The organism is Methylorubrum sp. Q1, assembly GCF_004683995.1.
Taxonomy (GTDB): Bacteria; Pseudomonadota; Alphaproteobacteria; order Rhizobiales; family Beijerinckiaceae; genus Methylobacterium.
Map to the genome: position 1 here is coordinate 1 of NZ_SRHQ01000010.1, position 24,131 is coordinate 24,131.

A 24,131-nucleotide genomic window follows, 5' to 3' on the forward strand; every position below is an offset into this window, starting at 1 on the left:
GCGAGTTGGTAGCTCCATCAATTCCCGTGCTACAGCCCGAACGTTGTTGAGCCGAGCAGCCCCCATAAAGCCATATGGTGGATCGGCCTTGTCGAACGAGACGGGCTCCATGTAACGAGCAACGTTGCCAGCAGCCAAATCAATCAGGTGAAAGTTGCTGGCCACACCGCTTGCGTGAGCGAGGGCCGAAATTAACCGTGGCTCTTGGCAAAATGCGCTCAGATGCAGAAAAGAACCTGTTGTTCCGATAATATGCGCCGCCCCTGACATTAAATTTATCTGGTCTACAAAATTCAACTCCTCAGGATAGACTATGCGCGCTCCAAGGCTTCTGATCTCTTCTTCGAGGTCGAAGTCATTTATGATTTTGAGCGTGCCCATCCGAAGCTTAGTTCTAGAGTAAAAAACCGTTTCGTTTGTGGCTTCAACCTTTTCGCCGCCACACAACACACTTGAAATGCGACGGCACATATCAGCATAGACAGGGTGAATAAGGGTTTGCCCAACCAATGCGGGTCGAGGAACGATTAACTTTTTTATTTTTGTTGGGCGATCCAAAACTACGAAATCTTCGTGGCTGAGCCCAAGTGATCCCATAATCCGGGCGACAAAGGGATTGTCGAACCATTCCTTAGGCGGCTCCTCCGAATGGCAGATGATTTTGAGGCGGTTGTTATCAAATAGATTTTTGCTCCAATATCTAGGAAGCGTATCAACTAGAAAATGGCCAAAATGACAATTAAAAAAACCGCCATAAATATATACATCGTCATTTGCGACGAATTCAATGTCGTCGGATGTAATGCCTACGTCCAGAGGGATGTTGTAGATTAGGCGGCCGACCATCGCGTCAACCACGGGAGTTCCGTCCGACGTAAAGATCCCCCATGGTCCCTGGAGGCTCCATGGGACATAAAAAGCATTTTTAACTTCGGACAAGCTCGGATCTGAGTGTACGAATTTGGTCCCGCCCCAAATCTTGGATGCGGGACGGAGCGCTCCATCCTTCGACAGCGCCTCGCTTTGTTCAATGATGGCGGCAATTTCATCTTTATTGATTAAATCAAATGTTTCCCATTGATTTGCACTCTTTCGGTCGAACTCAACAGCATTCCACCCCGGCGCGGCGCAAATATAAAAATCATTCAATCTAAGATGGGCGCTAGATTGACCAGCCCTAACAAGCTCATATCCCGCCAGTTTTCCTCCCTGGACCCTGTGGTCTCTTAGTTCTAGGTCAATGAATTTCGGCAAATTTTCAGCTGAAATTGATAGTTGTACGACGTCGCCGACCGAATTTGATCCCAATACTTTTCCGCTTGTTGTCCGCAAAAACATATTAACTCCCGATCGCCGGCTCAACCTCAGGTCTATCTAGGTTTTCCTCAAATTATCCGGCTTTGCAAGTTTTGCCTTGCCCCTGCAGATCCTCTGCGCTCAGCGCGCCGACCGGGCAATCGGCCGCGGCACCTGCCGCGTCGCGCTTCAGCCCCTCTGATCCTCCCGCGCCAGGACCGCCGATGTCCCGCCTCGCCTACTATGCCGATTTCGTGTCGATGCCGGCGCTCGCGCTGGCGCTGATCCTGTTCGGCGGCGCCACGCTGCCGGGCATCGTCCTCGGCCTCGTCGGCTGGACGCTGGCCGAGTACGCGATCCACCGCGTGCTGTTCCACCGGCTACCGCTGTTCAAGGCGGGCCACGACGAGCATCACGCCAAGCCCTCGGGCCGCACGGGCGTCACGTCCTGGCATTCGCTCCTCGTGTTCGGGGTGCTGTTCCCGGCGCTGCCGGCGGGCGTGCTGGCCGGGCTCGCTCTCGGGTATCTGGCCTACATCGCGGCCCACCACGCCGTGCATCACTGGCGGATCGCGCCAGGTCACCCGCTCTACGGCCTCAAGATCCGGCACGCGATGCACCACCGCGGCGACGAGGTGAACTTCGGCGTGGTCACGACGGTCTGGGACCGGGTGTTCGGGACGTACCGCCCGTATGCCAAGCGCTGATCGCTCTTGCCAGCGGCCATTCTCGCTATAAGATCTGGGGATGCGAGAGAACGACAGACACTATCGCCTTGTAGCACTTGAGCAAATCGACGGCGAAAGATGGCTGTTTCGTTGCGACTGCGGTTCGGAAAAAGCAATTCGGCGACGGAACGTCGAGAGGGGCCTGTCGCGATCCTGCGGTTGCCTTCAAAAGGAGCGGACGTCCGCCGCAAAGGCGACCCATGGACATAGCCAGGGCGGTCGGATCACCCCAGAGTTTCAGGCCTATCGAAGCATGATGGCTCGCTGCTACCGGAAGTCGAACATCCGGTATGAGCAGTATGGCGGACGGGGTATCACCGTATGCGAGGAGTGGCGGACGTCCTTCGCCGCCTTTCTTGCTGATATGGGCCTACGCCCTGACAACTCGTACTCGCTGGATCGTATGGATAACGACCTTCCATACTCCGCCGAGAACTGTCGGTGGGCGACCCGTACAGAGCAGATGAGAAACAGAAGCTGCAATCTGTGGGTCAAGCTAGAAGGCGCCCGCATCACCTTGGCGGAAGCTGCTGATCGCTCCGGTATCCCATACCCGACGCTCAAGGCGCGCATCTTTACGCGCGGCTGGCCGGCTGATCGGGCTCTCTCGGAACCAGTAAGACCGATGAGACGGAAGACCCCGATTTAGCTCGCGCTACCGCGAACACGCTCTTTGACATCGTGAGGATACGACATGGACCTGAGTGGCATCGGCCGCGCAGCCCTCAAGGCGCGCGAAGGCGACGTGCTGACCGCCTACAAGGATTCGGTCGGTGTCTGGACGATCGGCGTCGGCGTCACCACCGCCTCCGGCCTCATCAAGGTCGTGCCGGGACTGCGGATCACGCAGGCGCAGAGCGACGCGCTCTTCATTCGGGCGGTCGAGAAATACGTCGATCCGGTCCGCAAGGCGCTGCGGAGCGACCGAGCGTTCCCGCAGGAGTTCTTCGACGCCTGCTGCTCGCTCGCCTACAACATCGGGCCGGTGCGGTTCGCGGAAAGCACCATCGTGCGCCGGGCGAATGCAGGGGACCTCGGGGGCGCGATCGAGGCGTTCCTGATGTGGAACAAGCCGGCCGCAATCATCTCGCGCCGGCAGGGTGAGCGCGACCAAGCGGCGACGCCCTACAGCAAGGCGCTGCCGAAGGCGCGGCGCGGGGACAAGAGCCCGGTGAAGGTGCCGGCCGGCGCCGCGATCTCGGCTTCGGCCCCGAGGGTGGTCGATCCGCTGGCGCCGATGACGGGGGCGCCATCGCCTCTCACCGGTGAGAAGCAAATCGATCTGTCTCTCACGAAAGCCGATCCGCTCAACACAAAGCCCGCCCCCACCGGCGGGCTTGTTCGTTCCGGGGTCCAGGCCACCGGCGGCGCGGTCCGCTCCGGCCTCGCCGGGCTCTACGACCTGATTCACACCTCGTTCCGGAAAGCCTGACCATGGCGCCCCGTCCCTTCCTCGCGCGGGCCCGCCTCGGCCTGCGCCGTTGCTGGCGCGCCGCCTCCGGCAAGCGCGTCTACCTACTCGCGGGCGTCATGGCCCTGCCCGACGTCCTCGATGCACTGCCCGGCGTCGATCTCACGCCGCTGCTGCCGGAGTGGCTGCCGGGCGCCAAGGTTGCGACCTTCCTCGCCGTCGCCCGGCTCGCGGCGCGTGCCTACGCGACGAAGCTCGCGACGATGCCGGCGCGGGAGCCGCCGCGATGAACCTTCTCGGCTGGCTCACCAATCCCGTCGGAAGCCTGCTCGGCACCGTCGGCTCCGGCCTGATCAAGGTGTTCGGCAACTCGGTGCTGCAGCCCATCCTCAAGGGGATGGAGAACGGCCAGAACACGCAGCGCGACGTGGCGGTGCAGGTTGTCCAAGCCGAGATCGCAGCCAACCAAGCGAAGGCGGCGATCGCGCCCGCCTTCAAGGGGCTGATCTACGGCATCGGTATCCCGCCGGCCGTCCACTTCGGGGCGATCTGCCTCTCGAAGACCTTCGCCCTCGGCTGGCCCATCGAGCCGCTGCCAACCGAGTACGTGCCGATCGAGGCCACGATCCTGACGGCCTTCTTCATCTCCTCGCCGCTCACAACGCTGGCGCGTGCCGGTGCCGCCCGCCTGCTGAAAGCCTGATCCGATGGACACCTCGTTCCTCTCGCCCGGCCCGATCACCTGGGCGCAAATCGTAGCGCTCGCCGCCTTCCTCTTTGCCCTCGGCAAGGGGGCGGATTGGGTCATCGGCAAGCTTCGGGCCGGCACGAAGGACGCGGTGTCCCCGCTCACCATCGACATGGCAGCGGTGAAGATCCAGGTCGCGGCGCAGAACGAGGCCCTGCACAACTTCAAGGTCGAAGTCGCCCGAACCTACGTGACCGGCGACGTCATCACCCGGATGGAGCGCCGCATCGACGACCTCGTGACCTCGATGCGCGAGGAAATGGCCGCGACCCGGCGGGAAATGCTCCAGGCGATCACGGGGCGCCCGCCCCGCTGATCCCCGCTATTCACATCCGTCAACACACCGCCCCGGGGCTTCGGCCTCGGGGCTTTTTCGTGCGCGGCGCCACGTGAAAAGGCTTGATTGGCGGAGCCGAAACCGCCGATTTCCGCTTTGCGAAGCCCGCCTAACTTATTGATAAACATAGCGGCTAAAATTCAGTCTTTTGCAAAAATAGCATTTCTTTCCAGCAATCCGAGCCTGTCTGGGGGACAGGGGGTCGTCGGTTCAAGTCCGGCCACTCCGACCATTCATTGCCGAGACCGCGTTCCTGCCGGTGGACGAGGCCGTCTCGCACTTCCCCTCTCGGCCACCTTTATGCGCGGCTGCCTTCGCTTTTGCTGAGGCGATGGCGCTGGTCTACGGCTGATACGGTAAGCCCGGCGCTCGAGGGCCGCCGCCATCCGCCATCCCGAAGGGATCAATCGGGTGTCGCGTGAGATCCGGCGGCCGGCGGCCGGGGATCGGTTTTGCGAAGCTTCACGATCGTCTCCCGCAGCCAGCGCTGACTGGGGATGGCGTCGTTGGATGTGTGCCAGATCATCGAGATGGACACGTCCGGCAACGCGATCGGTGCCGGGCTCACGGTCAGGCCCATGCTGTCGGCGAAGAAGCGCGCGAGCCGGGCGTGCATCGTGGCGATGACGGGGGCCTGCCGCACGACGAAGGGCGTCACCGAGAACCGCGGCGAGGTCAGCGCGATGACGCGTTTGCGGCCGATCTTGGCGAGCGCGTCGTCCACCACGCCGTGGGCGCTCTCGACCAGGCTCGTGAGCAGGTGGGGAAGCCGCACGTAGTCCTCGAGCGAGATCGGCGGCGTCACGCCGACCAGCTCGGCGTTGAAGATGCAGAGGTAGTTCTCCTTGTTGAGGATGCGTCGCTTATGATGCGTCTGGCCCTGTTCGAACACGCCGATGCCGAGATCGACCCGCCCCGTATCGAGGTCGTCGAGGATGCGGTGCCGATCGACCGTGTGCAGCAGAAGCTTCACCCCCGGTGCCACCGCCCGCAGATGCGCGATGAGGGTCGGCATCAGGAGAACTTCGGTCGAGTCCGGAATGCCGAGGGTGAAGGTGAGGTCGGCCGTGGCCGGATCGAAGGCGTCCGGCGGCGTCGTGATCTCCTGAATCTGGGAGAGTGCCGCCTGCACCGGCCCCATGAGCGCCAGCGCGCGCGGCGTCGGCCGCATGCCGTCGGGGCCGCGCGTTAGCAGCTCATCCGAGAAGGCGGTGCGCAGCCGCGCGAGGGCATGGCTCATCGCCGACTGGCTGATGCCGATCCGTCCGGCCGCGCGGGTCACGCTCCGCTCCGTCAGAAGCGCGTCGAGAGCGACGAGCAGATTGAGATCGAGTCGGGAAAGATGCACGTGATCGATGCGCATTATGAAATCGATCCATTTGATTCATGGGCTATGACCCAGCACATACAGTCTCACGAAGCGACGGGGAGCCCGCCGCCGGAAAAGAGGCTGATCTCGATGTCCAAGACTTTTCTCTCGCTCACCACCGCCGCGCTGGCCTTCACCGCCCTCGCCACGGTGCCCGCCCGCGCCGCGGAAATCGGCGGCGTCCACAACGTCAAAACGGTCGGCGCGCTGACCTTGGAAACCCAGGGTCTGGCCACCAGCGATGTCTCGGTTCACCGCCAGGGCGGCTTCGCCCTCCCCGGCTCGGTCCAGTGGATCGACACGCCCGCCGATCAAGTCAGGACCCGGCAGGCCGCCTTCTGAGCCGGCCTCGTGAGACGCATCGACGGAACAGATGACCCTCCGGCGCCATACGGCGCCGGAGACGTTCTCGACAGGTACGGAACAGGCCCGCGGGCCGACGCCGCGTCGGGATAGAGCATCATCCTTTTCCGAAAGCCGGCAACCACCTTTCGGGATGATGCTCTAGGAAGCGGGATCTCGCCTCCGATCCGACGGTCACAGCATGCCTTCCGCGGGCTTGAACCGGGCGAAGCGCAGGGCCAGCATCGGCAGCACGGCGAGGTTGAGCAAAGTCGAGGTCGCGAGGCCGCCGAGGATGACCAGGGCCATCGGGCCCTCGATCTCCCGGCCGGGTTCACCCGCACCGAGCGCCAGCGGCAGCAGCCCGAGGCCGGTGACGAGGGACGTCATCAGGATCGGCACGAGACGGTCGGAGGCGCCATCGATGGCCGCCGCGAGGTTCCAGGGGCGCCCTTCCACCAGCACCAGATGCTCGTAATGCGCGACCATCATGATGGTGTTGCGCAGCGAGATGCCGAACAACGTCACGAAGCCGACGATCGAGCCCAGCGAGATCACCGCGCCGCTCAGTGTTACGGCCAACACGCCGCCGACGAAGGCGAAGGGCAGGTTGACGAGGACGAGGGCGAGATTGGTCAGCGAGCCTGTCACGACGAGGAGCAGGAGCACGATCCCGAGACCGGCGAGCCCTGCGTAGAGCGCGAGTTCGCGCCGCGCCTTCGCCTGCGTCTCGGCGGCCCCCCCAAATCCGATATCGATGCCCGAGGGCTGCGCGACCTCGCGGGCGATCTTCCGTTTTGCGGCCTCGGTGAAGGAGGCGACGTCGCGCCCCTCCACGTTCGCGGTCACCACCCGCACCCGCTGCGCGCCGATATGGCCGACGGCATAGCGGCCGGCGGTCTCGTAGATGTCGGCGACCTGGGCGAGCCTGATGTAGCTGCCGCTCGGCGTGCGCAGCGGCAGGTTGCCGAGCGTCGAGAGGCGCGTGCGCACGATCGGTTCGAGCACCACGACGACGTTGAACACGGCGTTACCCTCGTAGGCTTGGCCGACGACATCGCCCTGATAGGCGGTGCGAACGATCTCCAGGACTTCGATCGCGTCGAGACCCCAGTGGCGCAGGTCGGTCGGACGCAGGCTTACATTCACCTGCGGCAGGCCCGGCGGCGACTTGAGCTGGACGTCGGCCGCGCCGCGCACTTCGGCGAGTTCGCGCGCCACGTCGCGGGCGGTGGCCTCGATCCGGTCGAGATTCGTGCCGGTGACGCTGATCACGACCGGCGCGGTGAACCCTGAGACGACCTCCTCGATGCGCTCGGTGAGGAAGGTCTTGAGCGAGAAGCTCGCGCCGGGCGTCGCCGCCATCAGCGCGCGGATGCCGGCCTCTGCCCGCTCCTGCCCCGCGCCGTCGAGGCCCGGTTCGAGGTCGATATGGATCTCGCTGTCATGCGTGCCGCCGAGATCGTAGCCCGCCTCGGCGCGCCCGACCTGCTGGGCCACCGCGCGCACGCCGGGCACCGCCTTCAGCCCCGCCGTCATGCGCTCGCCGAGCCTCAGCGTCTCCTGAAGGGAGGTGCCCGGTGCCGAGGCCATGTGCAGGATGAGGTGCCCCTCCTTGAGGTTCGGCAGGAACATGCCGCCGAAGAACGGCACCGGCAGGGCTGCCGCGAGGGTCAGGGCGAGGCTGGTGCCGAAGACGAGACGCGGGTGACGGTTGAGCCGCGCGAGCCCGCTGATATAGACGCCCCGCACGCGGCGGCTCACCGGCGGCTCGCGGCTCGGCAGGTTCGTGCGGCCAGCGAGCAGCAGGCGGGCCAGCGCGGGCGTGACCGTCAGCGCCACGGCGAGCGACGTCAGAACGGCGAGGATGTAGGCCAGCGCCAGCGGGCCGAACAGCCGGCCGGGCACGCCGGTCAGCGCCAGCACCGGCAGGAACACGAGCAGCACCGCGAAGGTGGCGTAGGCGACCGAGACGCGCACTTCCAGGATCGCGTCGAGCACCACCCTCGCCCCGTTCAAAGGCACGGCGGCGCGGCGGTTCTCGCGCAGGCGGCGCATGACGTTCTCGACGCCGATCACCGCGTCGTCCACGACTTCGCCGATGGCGATGGCGAGGCCGCCCAGCGTCATGGTGTTGAGGCTCTGGCCGAACAGGCCGAGCATCAGCACCGCGCCGATCAGCGAGAGCGGGATCGCCGTGGCGCTGATCAGCGCCGTGCGCCAATCGGCCAGGAAGACGAACAGCACCACGACGACGAGGATGCCGCCGAGGGCGAGTGCCTGGACCACGTTGTCGGTGGCCTGCGTGACGAAGCTCGCCGGGCGGAACAGGTCGGTGCGCAGGGTGATGCCGTCGCGCTCCAGCCCGGGGCGCATCTCGGCGAGCGCCGCCTCGACGCCCGCCGTCACGTCGAGGGTGTTGGCGCCGTATTGCGCGCCGACCATCAGCAGCACGCCCGGTTTGCCATCGACGAGAGCCGCGCTGATCGCCGGTTCCGGCGCCACCGCCACGTCGGCGACGTCGCCGAGCACCACGCTCGCCCCGCCCTCGTTGATGAGCACGGTGCGCGCCACCGCCTCCGGGGTCAGGGATTGCCCCTCGGTCTGCAGGGTGATGCGCTGGTTGACGGTATCGACGAAGCCCGCCCCGCGTACGCCCGTCGCCTTGCGGCCGGCCGAGAGCACGTCGTTCAGGCCGATGCGGAAGCGCACCAAGTCCTGCGGCCGGACCTGGATGCGGATCGAGCGGGTGTCACCGCCATAGACCAGCACCTCGCCGACGCCGGGGGCGGCGAGCAGGCGCAGGCGCAGGCGCCAATCGGCCACCGTGCGCAGGTCCATGAGTGACGGCGTCGGGGAGGTCAGGCCGATGAGGAGCACCGAACTCGTCGAGGAGGTCAGCGCCGTCATGGTGGGGGGCAACACGCCCTGCGGCAACCGCGCGGTGACGGAGGCCAGACGCTCGTTCACGAGCTGGCGGGCCCGGTAGATGTCGCTGCCGGAGGCGAAGGTGGCGGTGATGACCGAGAGGCCCTGGATCGAGTTCGAGCGCATCGTCGCCAGCCCCGGCAGGCCGCTGATCGCGACCTCCAGCGTCTGCGTCACCAGGGTCTCGACCTGCTCGGGGTTGAGGCCGGGCGCCTCGGTCTGCACCGTCACCGTGGGCGGGGCGAATTCCGGGAAGACGTCGTACTTCGCCGAACCCAAGGCGACGATGCCGTAGACGGCGAGCGCCAGGACCAGGGCCAGGACGATGCCGGGCCGGCGCACCGCGAAGGCGACCAGGGCGGCCTGAGGGCCCGAAGCCGCGAGCGCAGGCGAGAAGGCCGGCGGAGGCGGGGCCGGCGGATCATCGCGCGCCGGTCCGCGTGCGGGCCGTTGGTCGAGCATGCTCAATCGTCGTCCGCATCCGAGGACTGGATCTGCCCCTTCAGCTCCTCGGAAAGGACGGCCTGCGGCCCGGTCACGACGATCTCCGCCTCCGGCCCGAGATCGTCCACGACGTAGGCGTCGGCCGAGATCGGTGCGTCGGCCCGGAGGGGATGGCGCGCAAAGGCGTCGTCGCCGACGCTCCGGTAGATCCAGGCGCCGCCCTGCCAGTGCACCACGGCGCTTTCCGGCACGGCGATGCCGGTGGTCTCACGCTCCGAGGTCAGGAAGGCGAGCGTGCTCATGCCCGGAAGCAGCCCGCTATCGCCGGCCACGGTGTAGAAGTAGCTGACGCCCTGGATGCGCTGGTCGGTCCGGGTCGCGGGCGAGACGTAGCGCAGCGCGACGCGCTCGCTCTGCGGCGGCACCTCGGCATGGGCCGTGCCGGGCGGTGCCCTCAGGGTCTCGCCGGGCGGCAGCGTCACCTGCACCAGGAAGTCGGTGCGCTCGATCAGCCGGGTGATGACGGGCGAGCGCTCGATGATCGCCCGCCCGATCACCGTGCCCCATTCCTGCTGCGCCGTCGCCGCGAGCGTGCGGACCTGCGACTGCGCCGCGGCGAGCGCCGCCTCGTCGGTGCGAAACGTGCCCTCCGCCGTCTCCAGCTGTACCTGCGTCGCGTACTGGCCGAGGCTGCGCGCCCGGCTGTAGGCGGCGCGCGAGACTTCCGCCTTGGCTTCGGCGGTCTGCAATTGCGCCCTGGCGCTGGCGTAGCTGTTGGTGAGCTCCGTGACCCGCGCGAGATCGAGGACCGAGCCGAAGGCCTGGACCTCGATGCGATGGGGCATCCGCTTGTGGCGCGCCGTCGCGATGCCGATCCGCGCCTGCTCCGCATCGGTCAGCCGCACGACGGCCTGACCGCCTTCCACCGCGACCCGCGATGGCGGGGGGCTCGGTGCGGCCGGCAGCTGATGCGCCGCGGGCGTCATCACCCCGGAAAACCGATCATGCAGGTCCGAGAGGATGGGGCCGGCCTTCACGCGCAAGCCGATGCCGGCTTCGGTCAGCATGAGCGCTCCAAGCGCACCCGCGCCGAGCGCCAGCCCCACGGGCAGGACGACCCGCCGCATCACCACGCCTCCACAGCCCTCGCGTTCTCTGCGCGATTTGCCACTTTTGCCCGGTTTGTTCAGCGTGGTCTACCTGGTTCTCGCGGACCGATCCGCATGGAACGGGACATGTGCCGTGACATCGGCAAAAAGCGCGTCCGGCCGGCGCGGTGAACCTGCCCTCCGGCCCGATGTGGCCCTCCGGTACTGGACAGGCCGGCGCAATCCGCCGATGACGGATGACCTGTCCAAGAGAGTCGTTGAGAGCCGTGCGCGCGGTGAAGAAGTTTCTGAAGAAGCCGAGTCTGTCGGCGCTGACGACGCGGCGAGCGCCGTCCTCGATCGTTCGCACCCCGCTGCCGGGCTTCGATCCGATCTATTACCTGTACTGGTATCCGGACGTCCGCGCGTTCCCGCAGGGGCCGCTGGTCCATTACATCCATTACGGTTGGCGCGAGGGACGCGATCCGAGCGCCGGCTTCAGCGGCGAGGGCTATTTGAAGGCCAATCCGGACGTGCGCGAGAGCGGCTGCAATCCGCTTGTGCATTTCGTCGAATGCGGCCTCGCCGAGGGCCGGAGGGGCTGGCAGAAGAATCCGGACGCGCCGCCGCCGAAGCCGCATCCGATGGATTACCAGTCGGGCAAGCTCCTGCCGCCGCCGGCCCGCCCTGCCGGCGGCTGAGGCCTACAACGGAGCCGGTCTGCAAACCCGATCCCGTTGACGCGTGGGGCCGGCTGTGGCTGTAGGCCCCACTGCCTCCCCGTTTGATTGAGAATCTCCGTGATGTCCGAAGGCGATACGCTGGCCAAGGCCCTGGCCGATGTCCGGCAGCGGATGACCGATCTCCAAGCAGAGTACGACCGTGTCTCCGGGGAGCTGACCAAGCTCCGGGCCGCGGAGAAGTCCCTCGCTTCCATCGTGGAGGGCGGCCCTTCGGAGGCGGTCACGAGCGGACGCGGCGCGGTCGCACCGGCGTTTCCGGGTGAGGCGCGTTCGGCGCGCGGCGGCGGGCGGGGCAGCCGCGGCCCGCGGGCCAACTCGGCCAAGGGGCGGCTGAAGGCTCTCCTGGAGGAGGCCGGGCCGCAGGGCCTGTCGCATGCCGAGATCGCGCGGCGCCTGCCCGATGTCGCGCCCAACACGCTCAACACCTATCTCAGCGTCATGGCCAATAGCGGCGAGGCGGTGCGCCGAGGCGACTTCTACGCGGCTGGAACCCCCCGCCCCGCCTCCGACGAGGCGCGGGAGGACGAGGCGGACGGGCACGAGCCGGATGACGGGGACGAGGAGCCCGACGCGGCGGAGTAAGGCGCGGGCCCGCTACTCGGGCAGCGCGAACACCACGAGCGCGTCGCCCGTGCCGAACCCCGACCCCTTGGTGAAAGAAGCGCCGCCCGCAGCGACCGCCACGTATTGGCGGCCCTCGACGGTGTAGGTGACCGGCGGTCCGCCGATTCCCGCCCCGCACTGGAAGCGCCAGAGGATCTCGCCGGTCTTCGCGTCGTGCGCGTCGAGATGCCCGTCCTCCTCGCCTGAGAAGACCAGACCGCCCGCCGTGGCGAGGGTGCCACCGGAGAGCCGACTGCCCGCCTTGCGCGACCATGCCACCGCTCCGCCCTGCGCGAGATCGACCGCGGTCAGTGTCGAGAAGGTCGGCTCTCCTTTCGCCTCCCCTGTCTCGGTGTAGCGGATCTCGCCGCGTCCGCCCGCGGCCGGCGCGGTCTTCACCGTGTAGGTCGCCGCGCCATGCCGCACCTGGGCGAAGGCGAGGCCGCTGCCCGCATCGTAGGCCACCGGATGCCAGGAGACCGCACCGAGGGGGCCGGGGCTGACCACCGTGCCTTCCGGGCTCGGGGGCACGAACAGGTTCTTGTGGGTGATGAGCGGGGCGGATTTGGCGAGGAGCCGCCCGTCGGCGCGGTCGTGGACATAAATCCAGCCGAGCTTGCTCGCCTGCGCCACCGCCTTCACCACGCCCTTCTCGGTCGGGTAGTCGAGGAGGAAGGGCGGGCTCGCCACGTCGTAGCCCCACTGCTCGTGCGGCACCTGCTGGAAGTGCCAGCGCAAGCTGCCGGTCTTCACATCAAGGGCGACGAGACTCATCGTGTAGAGGTTGTCGCCGGGGCGCGTCAGGCCGAAATTCTGCGGCGCCGGATTGCCGGTGCCGAGATAGATCAGCCCGAGATCGGCATCGTAGGCCGGCGTCATCCAGAGCGAGCCGCCGCCGACCTTCCACGCTTCCCGGTGCTCGGGGGCGGCGGCCTTCTCCGCGGCGATGTCGCGGTGGAGCGGGATTCCGTCCGCTGTCTTCTCCGCGAAGCCACCCTCCCAGCCGTCAGCCTTGGTGACGTACCAGCGCCAGCGCTCCTCGCCGGTCTTCGCGTCGTAGGCGGCGAGCCAGCCGCGACGGCCATAGCCGCCTTCGATCCCGACCACCGCGCCGCCGTCGAGCCCGCCCTTCTCGTCCTCGACATGGAGGCCGTAGCCCGCCCCCGTCACGCCGACGATGACGAGGCCGTCGGCCACCAGCGGCGGCATCTTGAAGCCCAGGCGGCTCGAGCCCTGGACCGGCTTGTCGCCGAGGCTCGCCGCGAGCGCCGAGGCGGTCTCGGTCTCGCCCTCCTCCGGTCGCACCGCCTCGCGGTCCCAGACCAGCCGGCCGGTCTTCGCGTCGAGGGCGATCACGCGCCCGTCCATGGTCGCCTCGAAGACGAGGCCGCCCGCGACCGCCACGCCCCGGTTCGAGGGCGGCCCGAAGATTTTCTCCGTGCGCGCCCTGTGGGTGTAGGTCCACAGCGTCTTGCCGGATTTCGCGTCCAGCGCCGCGACGTGGTTGCCCGTGGTGGAGACGTACATCACGCCCTCGATCACCACCGGCTCGGCCTGGAAGTAGCCGGTGACGCCGGTCTGGAAGATCCAAGCCGGGCGCAGGCGGCCGACATTGCCGCGGTCGATCTGCGCCAACGGCGAGTGATGGGTGTTGCTGGCGTCGCGTCCGAAGGCCGGCCAGTCGCCGGACGGTCGGACCGTCTCCTGCGCGGATGCGTGCGCCGTCGGCAGTAGATTCGCCGCAAGGAACAGCAGGGCGGCAAGGCCGGCGCGTCCCCGATTCGGATGCGAGCGCCGGCGCTCGGCAAGCGTCTTCGTGCGGCGTGTCACTCTGCTTCTCCCGTGCTTCGATTCTTGGTTACGGCGGGGCGGCGATCCTGTCGAACGGCGAAAGCGCTTTCGGCGAAAGCGCTTTGGCCGCACGACTTTCTCGGACCCAACATCCGTCTGCGTGGTTCTTCCATCACAGACCGACCGCCGGCCTGCGCGACGGGCACCCGAGCGGCGGTTCCATCACTCGAGACGTGAGGACTTGATGCGAACCCTGATCCTGGCCGCGACGCTGGCCTTTGCCGGCTCGGCCTTCGCCCAGACCACGGCACCGACGGCGCCCCAGTCCGGTGCGCCCGTGGCGGGTGGCCAGAACAATACCGGTGCCGATACGAACGTCACCATCCCGCGCGGCAGCACCGGGGCGGACACGGTGCAGACCAATTCGGCCGCGGGCGGCAATGCCAACCAGCCCTCGCGCGCCGTGCCGCAGGGCAGCGGCGGCGGCGGAAGCGGCAGCGGCGGGGGCAACTGATCCGCGAAGACTTGAGCCGGGGCCGGCTCTCGTGCCGAGCCCGGTTCACCCGCGTGGCGCCATCCGCAGCTCGAACTGGGCGCCCTTGCCCGGCCTCAGCGTCAGGGTGCCATCGAGCTGTCGGGAAAGATTGCTGACGACGCGCATCCCGAGGCTCGCACGTGTTTTCAGCGGGTCGAAGCCCGGTGGCAGGCCGATGCCGTCGTCGCAGACCGAGACGGTGAGTCCGCCATCCTCGCGCATGACGGCTTCGACGCGGATCTCGCCGTGTCCGTCGGGATAGGCATACTTGATCGCGTTGGTGACGAGTTCGTTCACGAAGAGGCCGAGCGGAATTGCGAGATCGGCCGGCATGGTCACCGTCTCTGCGCGGCAGATCAAGGCATGGGCGCCCGCCGTCTCCGTGAGCTTTTCGCACAAGGCTTCGAGGAAGCCGGCCACGTCGATGCGCGTGAGGTCCGGCTGACGCCAGAGTTGGTCGTGGACCTGGGCCACCGCCTCGACGCGGGCCCGCGCGTCGGCAAGAGCGCTTTTCACGTCCTCGTTGTCGGTGCCGCGCGCCTGAAGCGCGAGAAGCCCCGCGACCACGGCGAGGCTGTTCTTGACCCGGTGGCTCATCTCGCGGCTCAGCAGGTCCTGCCGCTCCAGGGCGACCTTGAGCTGCGCCTCCGAGCGCTGCCGCTCGATCGCGCTGCCGAGCAGGTTGGCAAAGCCCTGCATGAAGGCGATGTCGGCAGGGCCGAACATGCCCTCGCGGGTATCATCCACCTCCAGGACGCCGTAATGCCCCTCGCGGTTGGTGATGAGCACGTTCACCGCACGGCGGATGCCATGGCTCGCCATCAGCTCCGGCGTGCGGAAGCGGGTCTCGTTCTCCAGATGGTTGGAGATGACGGGGCGGCCGGTCTTCAGGGCATAGCCCGCGGGCGAGGCGAGGTCGGCACCGACGATGGCCCGCCCGATACAATCCGGCTCCCAGCCGACGCCTGCGCAGACGAGCAGCATGTCCTGCGCCGGCTGATATTCGAGTGCCTTGCAGAACTGCGCGTCCATGCCCTCGGCGCAGAGTTCGGTCGCCCGCTGCAGCAGAGGCAGCAGTTCGGTTGCGCGCAGGGCCTCGACGCCGAAATCGGACAGGATCGCCTGCTGGCGCAACCGGAGGTCCAGAACCTCCGGTGAGATCTCGGTCATGCGGTCGTCTCTGGGTTCCCGAAATGCGGGCTCACGCGCGAACAATGCGCGGTTGCAGACGACGGTGTCGGCAATGTCGGAAGGTTGGGTGCGCGGAGGACAAAGGAAAGACTGGCGCGGACGGAAAGGCACGATCGCATCGCGCCTTCCCTCCGTAAATGCGATCGATGGAAATTCGCGGACGCGCCGCGTTCCGCTCAGGGCTTGGCGTCGAGGAGCTTTTCCGCCCGGGCGACGGCCGCCTCGCAGCCTGCGGTGTCGCCCTTCTTGTCGGCCGCCAGGGCCTCTTCCATGGCCACACGAGCCTGTTGCGCGTGCTCGCCGCCCTTGCCGGCCTCGGCGGACTTCTCCGGAGATGCGGTGCCCGTGTCGGTCTGACCGCCGGTGCCGGTCTGTCCCTCGCCCTCGCGCTGGGCGGCGACGGACTTGCCGCTCGACGCGGCCGAGATCGAATCCGACGCCTCGGACTTCGCCCGGCCGTTGAGCCCCGCGATCTTGTCCGAGCAGGGGGACGCGAGCGCCGGCCCGGCCAGCAGGATTCCGGCCAGCGACAGGCCGAGGGTGAGGCGGGCGGTGGATGTCATGAAGGGTGGGTCCTCGTGCAACACAGATGCCTGTGAAAGTCGCGAGGCGCCCGAGGGTTGCCGCTTACGCCAACCCTCGGACGCCTCGAATTTCGGCCGACGCCCTCCCCCGGCGAAGGAGACGAGCGTCGGCCGGCGACCTCAGGTGCTGAGCTGGTCGCGCAGCGGCAGTTCGCGCACCCGGCGTCCGGTGGCGGCGAAGACCGCGTTGGCGATGGCCGGCGCGACCGGGGGAACGCCCGGCTCACCGACGCCGCCGAGCGGGCTGTTAAAGTCGTTCGAGGGTACGAGATGCACCCGCACCACCTTCGGGGCGGCGTCGATGCGCAGAACCTCGTAGCCGTCGTAGTTGGACTGCTCGGCCCGGCCGTTCTTGAAGGTGATCTTCGAGGTGAGCGCGAGGCCCATCCCCATGACCACCGCGCCCTCCATCTGCGAGCGGACGCGCTCCGGGTTCACCTGCGGCCCGCAATCGACGGCGATGTCGATGGCGTGGACCTTCACCTGACCCTTGTCGTCCACCTCCACCTCGGCCGCGACCGCGGTGTAGGTCACGAAGCTGTAGTGGCCGGCGATGCCGAGACCCCGACCCTTCTCCAGCTTGCGGCCCCACTTGGCGCCGTCGGCCACCGTCTCGATGACGCGGCGCAGGCGGCCGGTATCGACGGGGTAGTGCTTGGGATCCTCGCCGTAGTTCCAGACGTCGCCGATCTCGGTCGGGTCGATCTTCCGGGCGGGGCCGATCAGTTCGAGAAGGTAATCCTTCGGGTCGCGGCCCGCGGCATGGGCGAGTTCGGCCACGAAGGACTGGATCGCGAAGGCGTGCGGGATGTTCGAGACCGAGCGGAACCAGCCGATCCGGGTATGGGCGCTGGCTTCCGGGTTCTCGAACCGCAGGTTCTTCAGCGCCAGCGGGTTGTTGACGAGGCCCATGCCGAGCTCGAAAGGCAGCTCGTGCTTCGGGTCGGGCGCGAAGATCGAGCCGATCGTCGGCGCCACCGAGCGGTGGAGCCACGCCACCGGCATACCCTTCTCGTCGACGCCCGCCTCGATCCGCTCGACCGAGATGGTGTGATAGTAGCTGTGCTGGATGTCGTCCTCGCGGGTCCAGACCAGCTTGACCGGCTGACCGTCCATGGCCTGCGAGCAGAGGGCGGCCTCGACCACGTAGTCGGGCTTCGACTTGCGGCCGAATCCGCCGCCGAGCAGCGTGACGTTCACCCGAACCTTGTCGGCGGGCAGGTTGAGGCGCTTGACCACCCGGTCATGGGCGGCCTGGGGCCCTTGGGTGCAGGCCCAGATCTCGCAGGCGCCATCCTTGATGCGGGCGACCGCGGCCGGCGGCTCCATCGGTGCCTGGGCGAGGTGGGGCACGAAGTACTCCGCCTCGAACTTCGCCTTGGCGGTCCTCATCGCCGCATCGACGTCGCCGGCCACGCGCACGACCTTGCCGGGCGCGCGGGCGGCCTTCTCCAGCTCCTTGCGGAAGGCGGTGGTGTCGTAGGAGGCGTTCGGGCCGTCATCCCAGGTGATCTTGAGGGCCTCGCGGCCCTTCATCGCGGCCCAGGTGTTCTTGGCGATCACCGCGATGCCGCCCAGCGGCATGAACTCGGACGGGATCTCACCGCCCTCGATCTTGAGGATCTTGACGACGCCCGGGACCTTCTTGGCCTCGGTGTCGTCGAACGAGACGACCTTGCCGCCGTAGACCGCGGGGCGCGCGACCAAGGCATAGAGCATGCCGTCGAGCTTCACATCGAGGGCGTAGATCGCCTTGCCGGTGGTGATGTCGCGGTTGTCGATCAGGCCGATCTTACCCTTGCCGATGTAGCGGAAGGCTTCCGGCTTCTTGAGCTGCACGCTCTCGCGGGCCGGCACCGGCAGGGCGGCGGCCGCCTCGGCGACGTCGCCGTAGCCGAGGGTACGGCCCGACTTGGCGTGGGTCAGGACGTGGTTCTCGGCCTTCACCTCACCCGCGGGCACGCCCCAGTGCTTGGCGGCGGCCTGGATCAGCATCAGCCGCGCGGCAGCACCGGCATGGCGGAAGTGCTGGAAGAAGTGGCGGAGCGAGCGCGAGCCGTCGGTGTCCTGGTTGCCGAAATGAGTCTCCTCACCCCAGGCCTGGACCACCTTCACTTTCGACCAATCGGCCTCCAGCTCGTCGGCGACGGTGAAGGCGATCGAGGTGCGAACGCCCTGGCCCATCTCGGAGCGGTGGTTGGTGACGGTGACGGTGCCGTCCTTGGCGATCGCGACGAAGACCTTCGGATCGTCGCGCCAGCCGTTCGGCATGCCGTCGGCGCCGAACTTCTTCGCCTTCTGCTCCTCGGTCTGGCCCTCGTCGGCCTTGGCGCGGTCCGAGAGCGAGAGGGCGAGCACCAGGGCACCCATGCCGCCGAGGATGCCGCGGCGGCTGACATTGTCGATCCGGACCGGGCCGGCGGCGTTCTGGGAGGCGGCGAGTTCGGCCATCAGTTTTGCTTCGTGGATCACAGGCTGTCTCCCTTGGAAGCGGGCGCCTGACCGGCAGCCTGATGGATCGCGGCGCGGATGCGCGGATAGGTGCCGCAGCGGCAGATATTGCCGCTCATGGTCTCGTCGATCTGCTGGTCGGTCGGCTTCGGGCTGTCCTTGAGGAGGGACGCTGCCTGCATGATCTGGCCGGTCTGGCAGTAGCCGCACTGGGCGACGTTGAGGTCGCGCCACGCCACTTGGACCGGGTGGTTGCCGTCGGGCGAAAGCCCCTCGATCGTCGTGATCTCCTGGCCCTCCGCCGCGGAGACGGGGGTGATGCAGGCCCGCGCGGCGGTGCCGCCGAGATGGACCGTGCAGGCGCCGCACTGGGCGATGCCGCAGCCGAACTTGGTGCCGGTGAGGCCGAGTTCGTCGCGCAGGTACCAGAGCAACGGCATCTCGGGATCGCCGTCGAAGCTGCGTTCGGCTCCGTTGACCGTGAGTTTTATCATCGCTGTCATCTGCCGTTTCAGAATGGAGGGCGCGCGAGCGGAGGGAATGCCCGCCCGGCGGCCGGATCGATCTACCGTTCCCCAGGGATGCCGTACCGGGACCGGCCCGAAGCCCGACAGGCGGGTGGGCGGTGCCGTGGCGACCGGTTTCACGGGCGACGCCGTCCGGCTCTTGGTTCGTGCCTGCCGTCGGCCGCAGCCGTTTCGCTGCGCCGCGACGATGCGGAGGCCGCAGGACGGCCTCGACTGCATTTCTTATCTGGAATTAATCAGAACTGGGACGCTCTGGCAATCGCGCGACCCGGCTGTGTCCGTCGCATCGGCGTCCCGAGGCGTCGATCGGCCGTACCCCGAGCGATCGCTCGGAATCGTCTGTGCGGTCGCGCACATCTGGGTTGTATCAAATGCTGGCCCCGCCCCGTTCTCAGCGGCGCTCGTGCTCGAGCTTCACGGCGGCGGGCAGGGCCGTGTACCACGCGGCATAGGGCGTGTTGGCGATCATGCGCCGGTTGAGGTCGGGCGTTCCGTCCGTCCACCAGACGGGGCCGCGTTCGCCGAGCCCGTGCTTGGCGGCATCGACGGCCGCGCGGGCATGCACGAGTGCCGCTTCGTCGCCGGAGCGCTTGGCCGCGCGCACCCCGCGGCGAGCATCCATCAGGTCGCGGACCAAGCGGTCGCGCTGCAACGGTTCGAGATCCGGCCGATGGCGCCGCCACAGCCGGCCGTGCACGACGATGTAGCGCCCATCCGGCGTTTCCAGCACCCGCATCGCCGCTCCCTCGCCTGGATCTCAGGATGCCCCGTCACCGATCCCGAATCCTCCGACCGCGACCGTCCAGCGGAGGTTGCCCGAGAGGGACCGAGACGGGGACGCTTGTCCCACGTGAAGGTTCCGGGGCGGCATCTCAGGCGAAGTCGCCGACCTTGTCGGCGACGACGTCGGGCGCCGTGACCGAGGCGTGGCCCGCCTGCCAGAGCCGGTGATCGTCCGAGCCCGATTCGTGCGGGTTGCTGTCCGCCCCCTCGCGCCGCTCGGCAGCCCGGCGGCCATCGAGATAGGCAGGCTCGTTGGTCTCGTCCCAGTCGATGCCAGTGCCGATACCGTCCATGGTGCCCCTCCGCTCGCGACCTGCAGCCTCCGCGCCCTCGGAATGTATCGCTGCCCGCGCTGATGGCGAGGGGCGCGCTGGAGCAACCGCACCGCGCTGCCGGCCAAGCGAGGTTTGCGTTCGGGCGTGGTTCACTTAAGCCGCGCTGGGTGTCTCTCAGCAAATTCCCGCCCCACCGTCAGGCCCGAAGGGGTAACGGTCGGTGATCGGGAGTCTTGAAAGGCACGCTGAGGCTGCCTCCCGCCGGAGACGGGACGGGGTGGCGCGCGTTTCATGCGTGAATCCGCACGGCCGGCCCTGTCGGCAGGATCACCCAACACCGAGTACGGCCCCGAGGACGCCCGATGAGTCGCCTGGACGAACTGAAGAACGACCCCGCCTTCCGCCAAGCCGTGCTCGCGGTGCGCGGCGCGGCCAGCACCCTGAGCGGGCGGGCGATGACCCTCGAGGAGGCCGAGCTGCTGGTGAGCTTCGCGCTCGCCACCTACGCCAATGCCGGCGGCCTCGCGGAGCCGAGCCTGAGCCGGCTCGCGCGCTTCGCCGGCAAGGTCGAGCCCCATGAGAGCTTCGAGAGCATGATGAAGCACTGAGGCCAGCTCAAGCGCATTCCGACGAAGTGGTCACCGGTTCGTCGAAAGACTGCGCGTCACAACCACGGGCTGGAGTCATATTCGGCCTGATGCAATGGGGTCGGATACGGCCCGAGGGGGGAAACGAGCCCCCCTTGCTCTTGATTGTGCCCTTGCCTCTTGGTTTCAGCCGAACGCGCCGACCTCGTGCTGGATGATCCCCGAGATCTCCCGCACCCGCTCGAACATCCGCCGGATCGGGCCGAACAGCGTGTTGTGCTCGGTCTCGTAGGTGCCGACGTCGCGCGGGCCCGGCGGCTCGCCGAAGTTCAGGCCGAGCGTCGGGTCGGGGGTCACGGGGTAGATCTCGTCGAGCAGCTTCAGGCAGCCGTCGATGTCGAGGCGCAGGAAGCGCTCCAGCAGCGCCTCGCGGGTCAGGCCCGCCTGCGGGCGGAAGCTCGGAATGTGGGCGGCCAGGAACCAGATCCGGTGGATCAGCGCGAGGCGGATCGCGTGGAGCAGGGCCAGCCGGGTCGACATCGCCGCCAGATCCGGCGCCGCGGCCTGGAGCAGAAGCCCGTCGCGGGTGAGACGACCGAACAGGCGGCGCAGGTCGGGCGAGAGGTTCAGCCGCTCCAGCGCGGCGGCGATGGTGACGAGCTCGTCGCGCCGCGCGTCGCGCCGGGTGCGCCGGGCCCGCTCCAGCCACACGGCCGGATCGAGCGTGTCGATATAGGCGCGCATGACGTCGAGGTCGCCGACGCTGGCGGCGTGCTGCACGAGGCGGAAGGCGCGGGAGAAGCGCACCGAGTTCGTCCGCATATGCCGGAACAGCTCCGGCGCCCGGTGCGCGGCGCGGCCGACGCCGTGCAGCGAGTTCGCGAGATAGCCGAGCTGCTGCAGGATCGCGTTGTTGGGGATCGCCCGCATCTGCCGCGGATGGGTGATCGCGGCCGGGCCCCCGCCATCCGACTGGCGCGCCACGGGGCGCGAGCCGGTGCGGTCGATCAGGCTCGGGCCGAAGGTGCCGAGAAGGGCGGCGTAGCCGCGATCATCGACCAGGGTTTCCATGTCCTGGCGGACAACGCGGAAGAACTCGGCGGCGAAGTCGGCCTCCTCGTAGATCGGGTCCGTGGTGGGTGCGGCGGCCCGGTCGTTGAGCGCGTAATCGGCGAAGGCGTCGTCCTCGGTCAGCGCGTCGGCGAAGACGTGCTCGGCGATGCGCGCCACCGAGGCGCCCGCGAGTTCGGGCGAGCCGAACATCAGGTAGCCGTCCGAGCCCTGGAAGCTCGATTCGAGCCGCTCGCGCATGCCCGCCTTCGCGTTGCGCTGGCGCGAATCCTCCGGCGCGAGATAGGCGAGGCGGTCGCGGAGGCTCGTTGGGTGGGCACCCCGGCCGATCGATTCGCCGTGGGTGTCGAAGATGACGAGTTCGATGTCGGAGAGCCCGTTCTGCGTCATCAGCTCGGTGATGCGCAGGCGCAGCCGCTCGATCCAGAAGGTGGCCGCCAACTGGCCGACATAGCGCCCGGAATCCGAGTAGCCGAACTGGACCGAGAGCCGGCCGAGGCGCTTGAGGTGGTTGCGCCAGTGCGGGTTGCGCAGGGCGTCGTCGAGGACGCGGATGCCCTGTTCGAGCGCGCTTGCGGTCTCGAACAGCGGCGTGATCTCGAGCTTATCCGAGATGCCGTAATGGCGCGCGAGCCAGAGCGCGGAGAGCAGGGTGTAGCCGGTCTCGGTCTCGGCGATGAGGAAGCGCACCGGGTGCGTGCCGTCGACATGCTTGAGGATCTGGGTGATCGTCATCATCAGCCGCGCGGCCGAGGCGCGCTCAGCGGCGAGCGCTCCGAAATCGACGGGCACGGGGCGCACGTCGTTGAGCAGCGTGTTGATCGCCGAGAGGTGCGAGCGGCGCTGCGCCGCGTCGGTCGGCTCGCCCTCCAGATCGATGACCCGGCGCACCGCGTTGTGGATCTGGCTGGCGTTGAGCCGGAAATGCGGCAGGGCGTTCGAGAGGCCGTGGGCGGCAATGCCTGAGCGCAGCACGGCGATGGCGCGGCGGTCCGCATCGGTCTCGGCGGCGCCGATCGCCGCGGCCAGCCCGGCCAGGATCGGCCCGGCATCGGTCTGCGCGCGCTCGCGCTCGATGATGAGGGCCAGCGCGAAGCGGTGGACCGCTTCCAGCGAGGGCTTGGTGCCGAGCAGCGGCGCGCCCGCGAGCTGACGCTCGACGGCGTCCCGCGCCCCCGCGGTCAGCTCGCGCACCACGCGGGTGGCCGGCACGTCCGGCAGGTCGCGCATCAGCCGGTCGAACTGCATGCGCTTGGAAATCAGCCGGTAGCGCATCGTGTCCCACCAGCCGATATCGGTGCGACCGTCGGTGTCGCAGCCGACCCAGCTCGCGATGGCCAGCGGCTTGGGCACCAGCTCGGTCCAACGATCCGGCCAGCGGGCGCGGGCGGCATCGAGGATCGCGCCGTTGAAGGCGTCGATCGCCGCACGGCCGTGGTTGGCGGCGACGCAGGCCTGCTCGAATTCGTCGTCGAGGCTGATCTGCGGATCGGGCCGGGTTGAGCGGGCGGCGGCTTCGCCGATGATCGGCGCGCGCCGGTCGGCATCGGCGAGCGAGGCGGCCCGCGCGATCAACTCGGCCACGGCCCGCGGCATGCCGAAGGTGGGGTGCGCCGTGAACACCGCCGCAAAAGCGGTGCGGCCGACGCGCTCGCGGAACGCGTCGAAATCGCCCGAGCCCCGCGCCACCGCCGCCACGAGCCGGTTCGCGACCTCCACCGCGGGCGCCGCCTCCCCCGTGGCGGCTTCGGTGTCGAGGCCGACATAGGCGCGCAGCCGCTCAGCCCTGTCTGTCAGCGCCCGCCGCCGCAGGGTGGCGAGCAGGGCGTCGAGATCCGATTCCCCGATCTCGTCCCGGTCGAGCCGGCGGGTGATGGCGAGCGTGACGGCGAGAACGGGGTTGCGGAACGGGTCCTCGCTCGCCTGCTCGCGGGTGCGGGCGACGAGGTCGAGAAGCTCGGCTTCCAAATCGCGATCCGTGGGCCGTGCGGACGCGGCGGTCGGGTGCCCGGACGTCGGCATCGAGGCGTTCGGCATCGAGGATTGCGGCGGGCCGGAGCGGGGATCTTCGAGGGGCATCGAGCGTTCCTGGGCGTGAGCGGCCGGTGACCGTCGGACGGCGTCGACCACGCGGTTCTCACCCTTCGGCCCGAGACGCAAGGACCGTTCCGGCAAGGGGGGTAGACGGGGATGTGGAGGGAAGACGTGTCGGCGTGATCGCGCGGCTCGATTGCGAAAAGTGCCGCCAACCCTGGCCCTCTCCCCGCTCGCTGCCTCGGCAAGGCCGAAGCCTCCTGCG

General features: G+C 68.0%; 22 protein-coding genes. 10 read left to right on the forward strand and 12 right to left on the reverse strand.

All coding sequences use genetic code 11. The features are described 5' to 3' along the window. A partial coding sequence (locus E4V01_RS11235) for a DUF563 domain-containing protein (RefSeq protein ID WP_135298392.1) occupies positions 1–1,338 on the reverse strand: 1,338 nt, incomplete at its 3' end. 182 nt (positions 1,339–1,520) lie between these two features. Here E4V01_RS11235 and E4V01_RS11240 point away from each other — a divergent pair. The 5 genes from E4V01_RS11240 to E4V01_RS11260 all read left to right on the forward strand — a co-directional run bounded on the left by E4V01_RS11240 (position 1,521) and on the right by E4V01_RS11260 (position 4,499). Beyond that, positions 1,521–2,003: a sterol desaturase family protein gene (locus E4V01_RS11240; protein ID WP_135298393.1), complete on the forward strand. Its 483-nt coding sequence runs from the start codon at positions 1,521–1,523 to the stop codon at positions 2,001–2,003. 715 nt (positions 2,004–2,718) lie between these two features. Then, positions 2,719–3,456, forward strand: a complete 738-nt coding sequence (locus E4V01_RS11245; RefSeq protein ID WP_135298394.1) for a lysozyme — start codon at positions 2,719–2,721, stop codon at positions 3,454–3,456. 2 nt (positions 3,457–3,458) lie between these two features. Beyond that, positions 3,459–3,725 carry a hypothetical protein gene (locus E4V01_RS11250; protein ID WP_135298395.1) on the forward strand — a complete coding sequence of 89 codons (267 nt, stop codon included), beginning with the start codon at positions 3,459–3,461 and terminating at the stop codon, positions 3,723–3,725. Beyond that, entirely contained in the window at positions 3,722–4,138 is a 417-nt protein-coding gene (locus tag E4V01_RS11255) for a hypothetical protein (RefSeq protein ID WP_135298396.1), read from the forward strand. Before E4V01_RS11250 ends, E4V01_RS11255 begins: the two co-directional genes overlap by 4 nt. Before the next feature lie 4 nt (positions 4,139–4,142). Beyond that, on the forward strand, positions 4,143–4,499 hold the full coding sequence (locus tag E4V01_RS11260; RefSeq protein WP_135298397.1) for a hypothetical protein: 357 nt from the start codon (positions 4,143–4,145) through the stop codon (positions 4,497–4,499). A 424-nt stretch (positions 4,500–4,923) separates the two neighbouring features. On the opposite strand, the gene E4V01_RS11265 is transcribed toward E4V01_RS11260, so the two are convergent. Beyond that, a complete protein-coding gene (locus E4V01_RS11265; RefSeq protein ID WP_135298398.1) occupies positions 4,924–5,883 on the reverse strand; it encodes a LysR family transcriptional regulator in 960 nt (319 codons plus the stop codon). A gap of 96 nt (positions 5,884–5,979) precedes the next feature. Here E4V01_RS11265 and E4V01_RS11270 point away from each other — a divergent pair, with 96 nt between their 5' ends. Beyond that, positions 5,980–6,231 (forward strand): hypothetical protein, encoded by a 252-nt coding sequence (locus tag E4V01_RS11270; RefSeq protein ID WP_060771785.1) that lies wholly within the window; start codon positions 5,980–5,982, stop codon positions 6,229–6,231. A gap of 195 nt (positions 6,232–6,426) precedes the next feature. Here E4V01_RS11270 and E4V01_RS11275 read toward each other — a convergent pair whose 3' ends face one another. Together E4V01_RS11275 and E4V01_RS11280 are read right to left on the reverse strand one after the other, a co-directional pair. Beyond that, on the reverse strand, positions 6,427–9,621 hold the full coding sequence (locus tag E4V01_RS11275) for an efflux RND transporter permease subunit (protein WP_135298399.1): 3,195 nt from the start codon (positions 9,619–9,621) through the stop codon (positions 6,427–6,429). Positions 9,622–9,623: 2 nt separating this feature from the next. Next, entirely contained in the window at positions 9,624–10,730 is a 1,107-nt protein-coding gene (locus tag E4V01_RS11280) for an efflux RND transporter periplasmic adaptor subunit (protein WP_135298400.1), read from the reverse strand. A gap of 248 nt (positions 10,731–10,978) precedes the next feature. On the opposite strand from E4V01_RS11280, the gene E4V01_RS11285 reads away from it, so the two are divergent. Both E4V01_RS11285 and E4V01_RS11290 read left to right on the forward strand, forming a co-directional pair. Beyond that, on the forward strand, positions 10,979–11,392 hold the full coding sequence (locus E4V01_RS11285) for a hypothetical protein (RefSeq protein WP_060771788.1): 414 nt from the start codon (positions 10,979–10,981) through the stop codon (positions 11,390–11,392). Between the two features lie 102 nt (positions 11,393–11,494). Next, positions 11,495–12,016, forward strand: a complete 522-nt coding sequence (locus E4V01_RS11290; RefSeq protein WP_135298401.1) for a hypothetical protein — start codon at positions 11,495–11,497, stop codon at positions 12,014–12,016. A 12-nt stretch (positions 12,017–12,028) separates the two neighbouring features. Here the strand turns inward: E4V01_RS11290 and E4V01_RS11295 are convergent, their stop codons facing one another. Beyond that, entirely contained in the window at positions 12,029–13,867 is a 1,839-nt protein-coding gene (locus E4V01_RS11295) for a PQQ-binding-like beta-propeller repeat protein (protein ID WP_135298402.1), read from the reverse strand. A 205-nt stretch (positions 13,868–14,072) separates the two neighbouring features. Here E4V01_RS11295 and E4V01_RS11300 point away from each other — a divergent pair, with 205 nt between their 5' ends. Then, a complete protein-coding gene (locus tag E4V01_RS11300; protein WP_135298403.1) occupies positions 14,073–14,342 on the forward strand; it encodes a hypothetical protein in 270 nt (89 codons plus the stop codon). A gap of 45 nt (positions 14,343–14,387) precedes the next feature. Here E4V01_RS11300 and E4V01_RS11305 read toward each other — a convergent pair whose 3' ends face one another. The 6 genes from E4V01_RS11305 to E4V01_RS11330 all read right to left on the reverse strand — a co-directional run bounded on the left by E4V01_RS11305 (position 14,388) and on the right by E4V01_RS11330 (position 20,192). Next, entirely contained in the window at positions 14,388–15,533 is a 1,146-nt protein-coding gene (locus E4V01_RS11305; RefSeq protein WP_060771792.1) for a sensor histidine kinase, read from the reverse strand. A gap of 197 nt (positions 15,534–15,730) precedes the next feature. Further along, positions 15,731–16,117: a hypothetical protein gene (locus tag E4V01_RS11310; RefSeq protein ID WP_060771793.1), complete on the reverse strand. Its 387-nt coding sequence runs from the start codon at positions 16,115–16,117 to the stop codon at positions 15,731–15,733. 141 nt (positions 16,118–16,258) lie between these two features. Further along, positions 16,259–18,610, reverse strand: coding sequence for a xanthine dehydrogenase family protein molybdopterin-binding subunit (locus E4V01_RS11315; RefSeq protein ID WP_135298404.1), 2,352 nt, complete (start codon positions 18,608–18,610; stop codon positions 16,259–16,261). Next, complete coding sequence (locus tag E4V01_RS11320; RefSeq protein WP_135298405.1) at positions 18,607–19,083, reverse strand: (2Fe-2S)-binding protein; 477 nt, start codon at positions 19,081–19,083, stop codon at positions 18,607–18,609. Before E4V01_RS11320 ends, E4V01_RS11315 begins: the two co-directional genes overlap by 4 nt. A 424-nt stretch (positions 19,084–19,507) precedes the next feature. Continuing rightward, positions 19,508–19,852: a hypothetical protein gene (locus E4V01_RS11325; protein ID WP_060771795.1), complete on the reverse strand. Its 345-nt coding sequence runs from the start codon at positions 19,850–19,852 to the stop codon at positions 19,508–19,510. 136 nt (positions 19,853–19,988) lie between these two features. After that, on the reverse strand, positions 19,989–20,192 hold the full coding sequence (locus tag E4V01_RS11330) for a hypothetical protein (protein WP_060771796.1): 204 nt from the start codon (positions 20,190–20,192) through the stop codon (positions 19,989–19,991). Positions 20,193–20,536: 344 nt separating this feature from the next. Here E4V01_RS11330 and E4V01_RS11335 point away from each other — a divergent pair, with 344 nt between their 5' ends. After that, positions 20,537–20,782: a hypothetical protein gene (locus tag E4V01_RS11335; protein WP_060771797.1), complete on the forward strand. Its 246-nt coding sequence runs from the start codon at positions 20,537–20,539 to the stop codon at positions 20,780–20,782. A 165-nt stretch (positions 20,783–20,947) separates the two neighbouring features. Here E4V01_RS11335 and E4V01_RS11340 read toward each other — a convergent pair whose 3' ends face one another. Further along, the gene (locus E4V01_RS11340) at positions 20,948–23,911 is read right to left on the reverse strand and encodes a phosphoenolpyruvate carboxylase (RefSeq protein ID WP_135298406.1); all 2,964 of its coding nucleotides are present in this window, start codon (positions 23,909–23,911) and stop codon (positions 20,948–20,950) included. Positions 23,912–24,131: the final 220 nt, after the last annotated feature.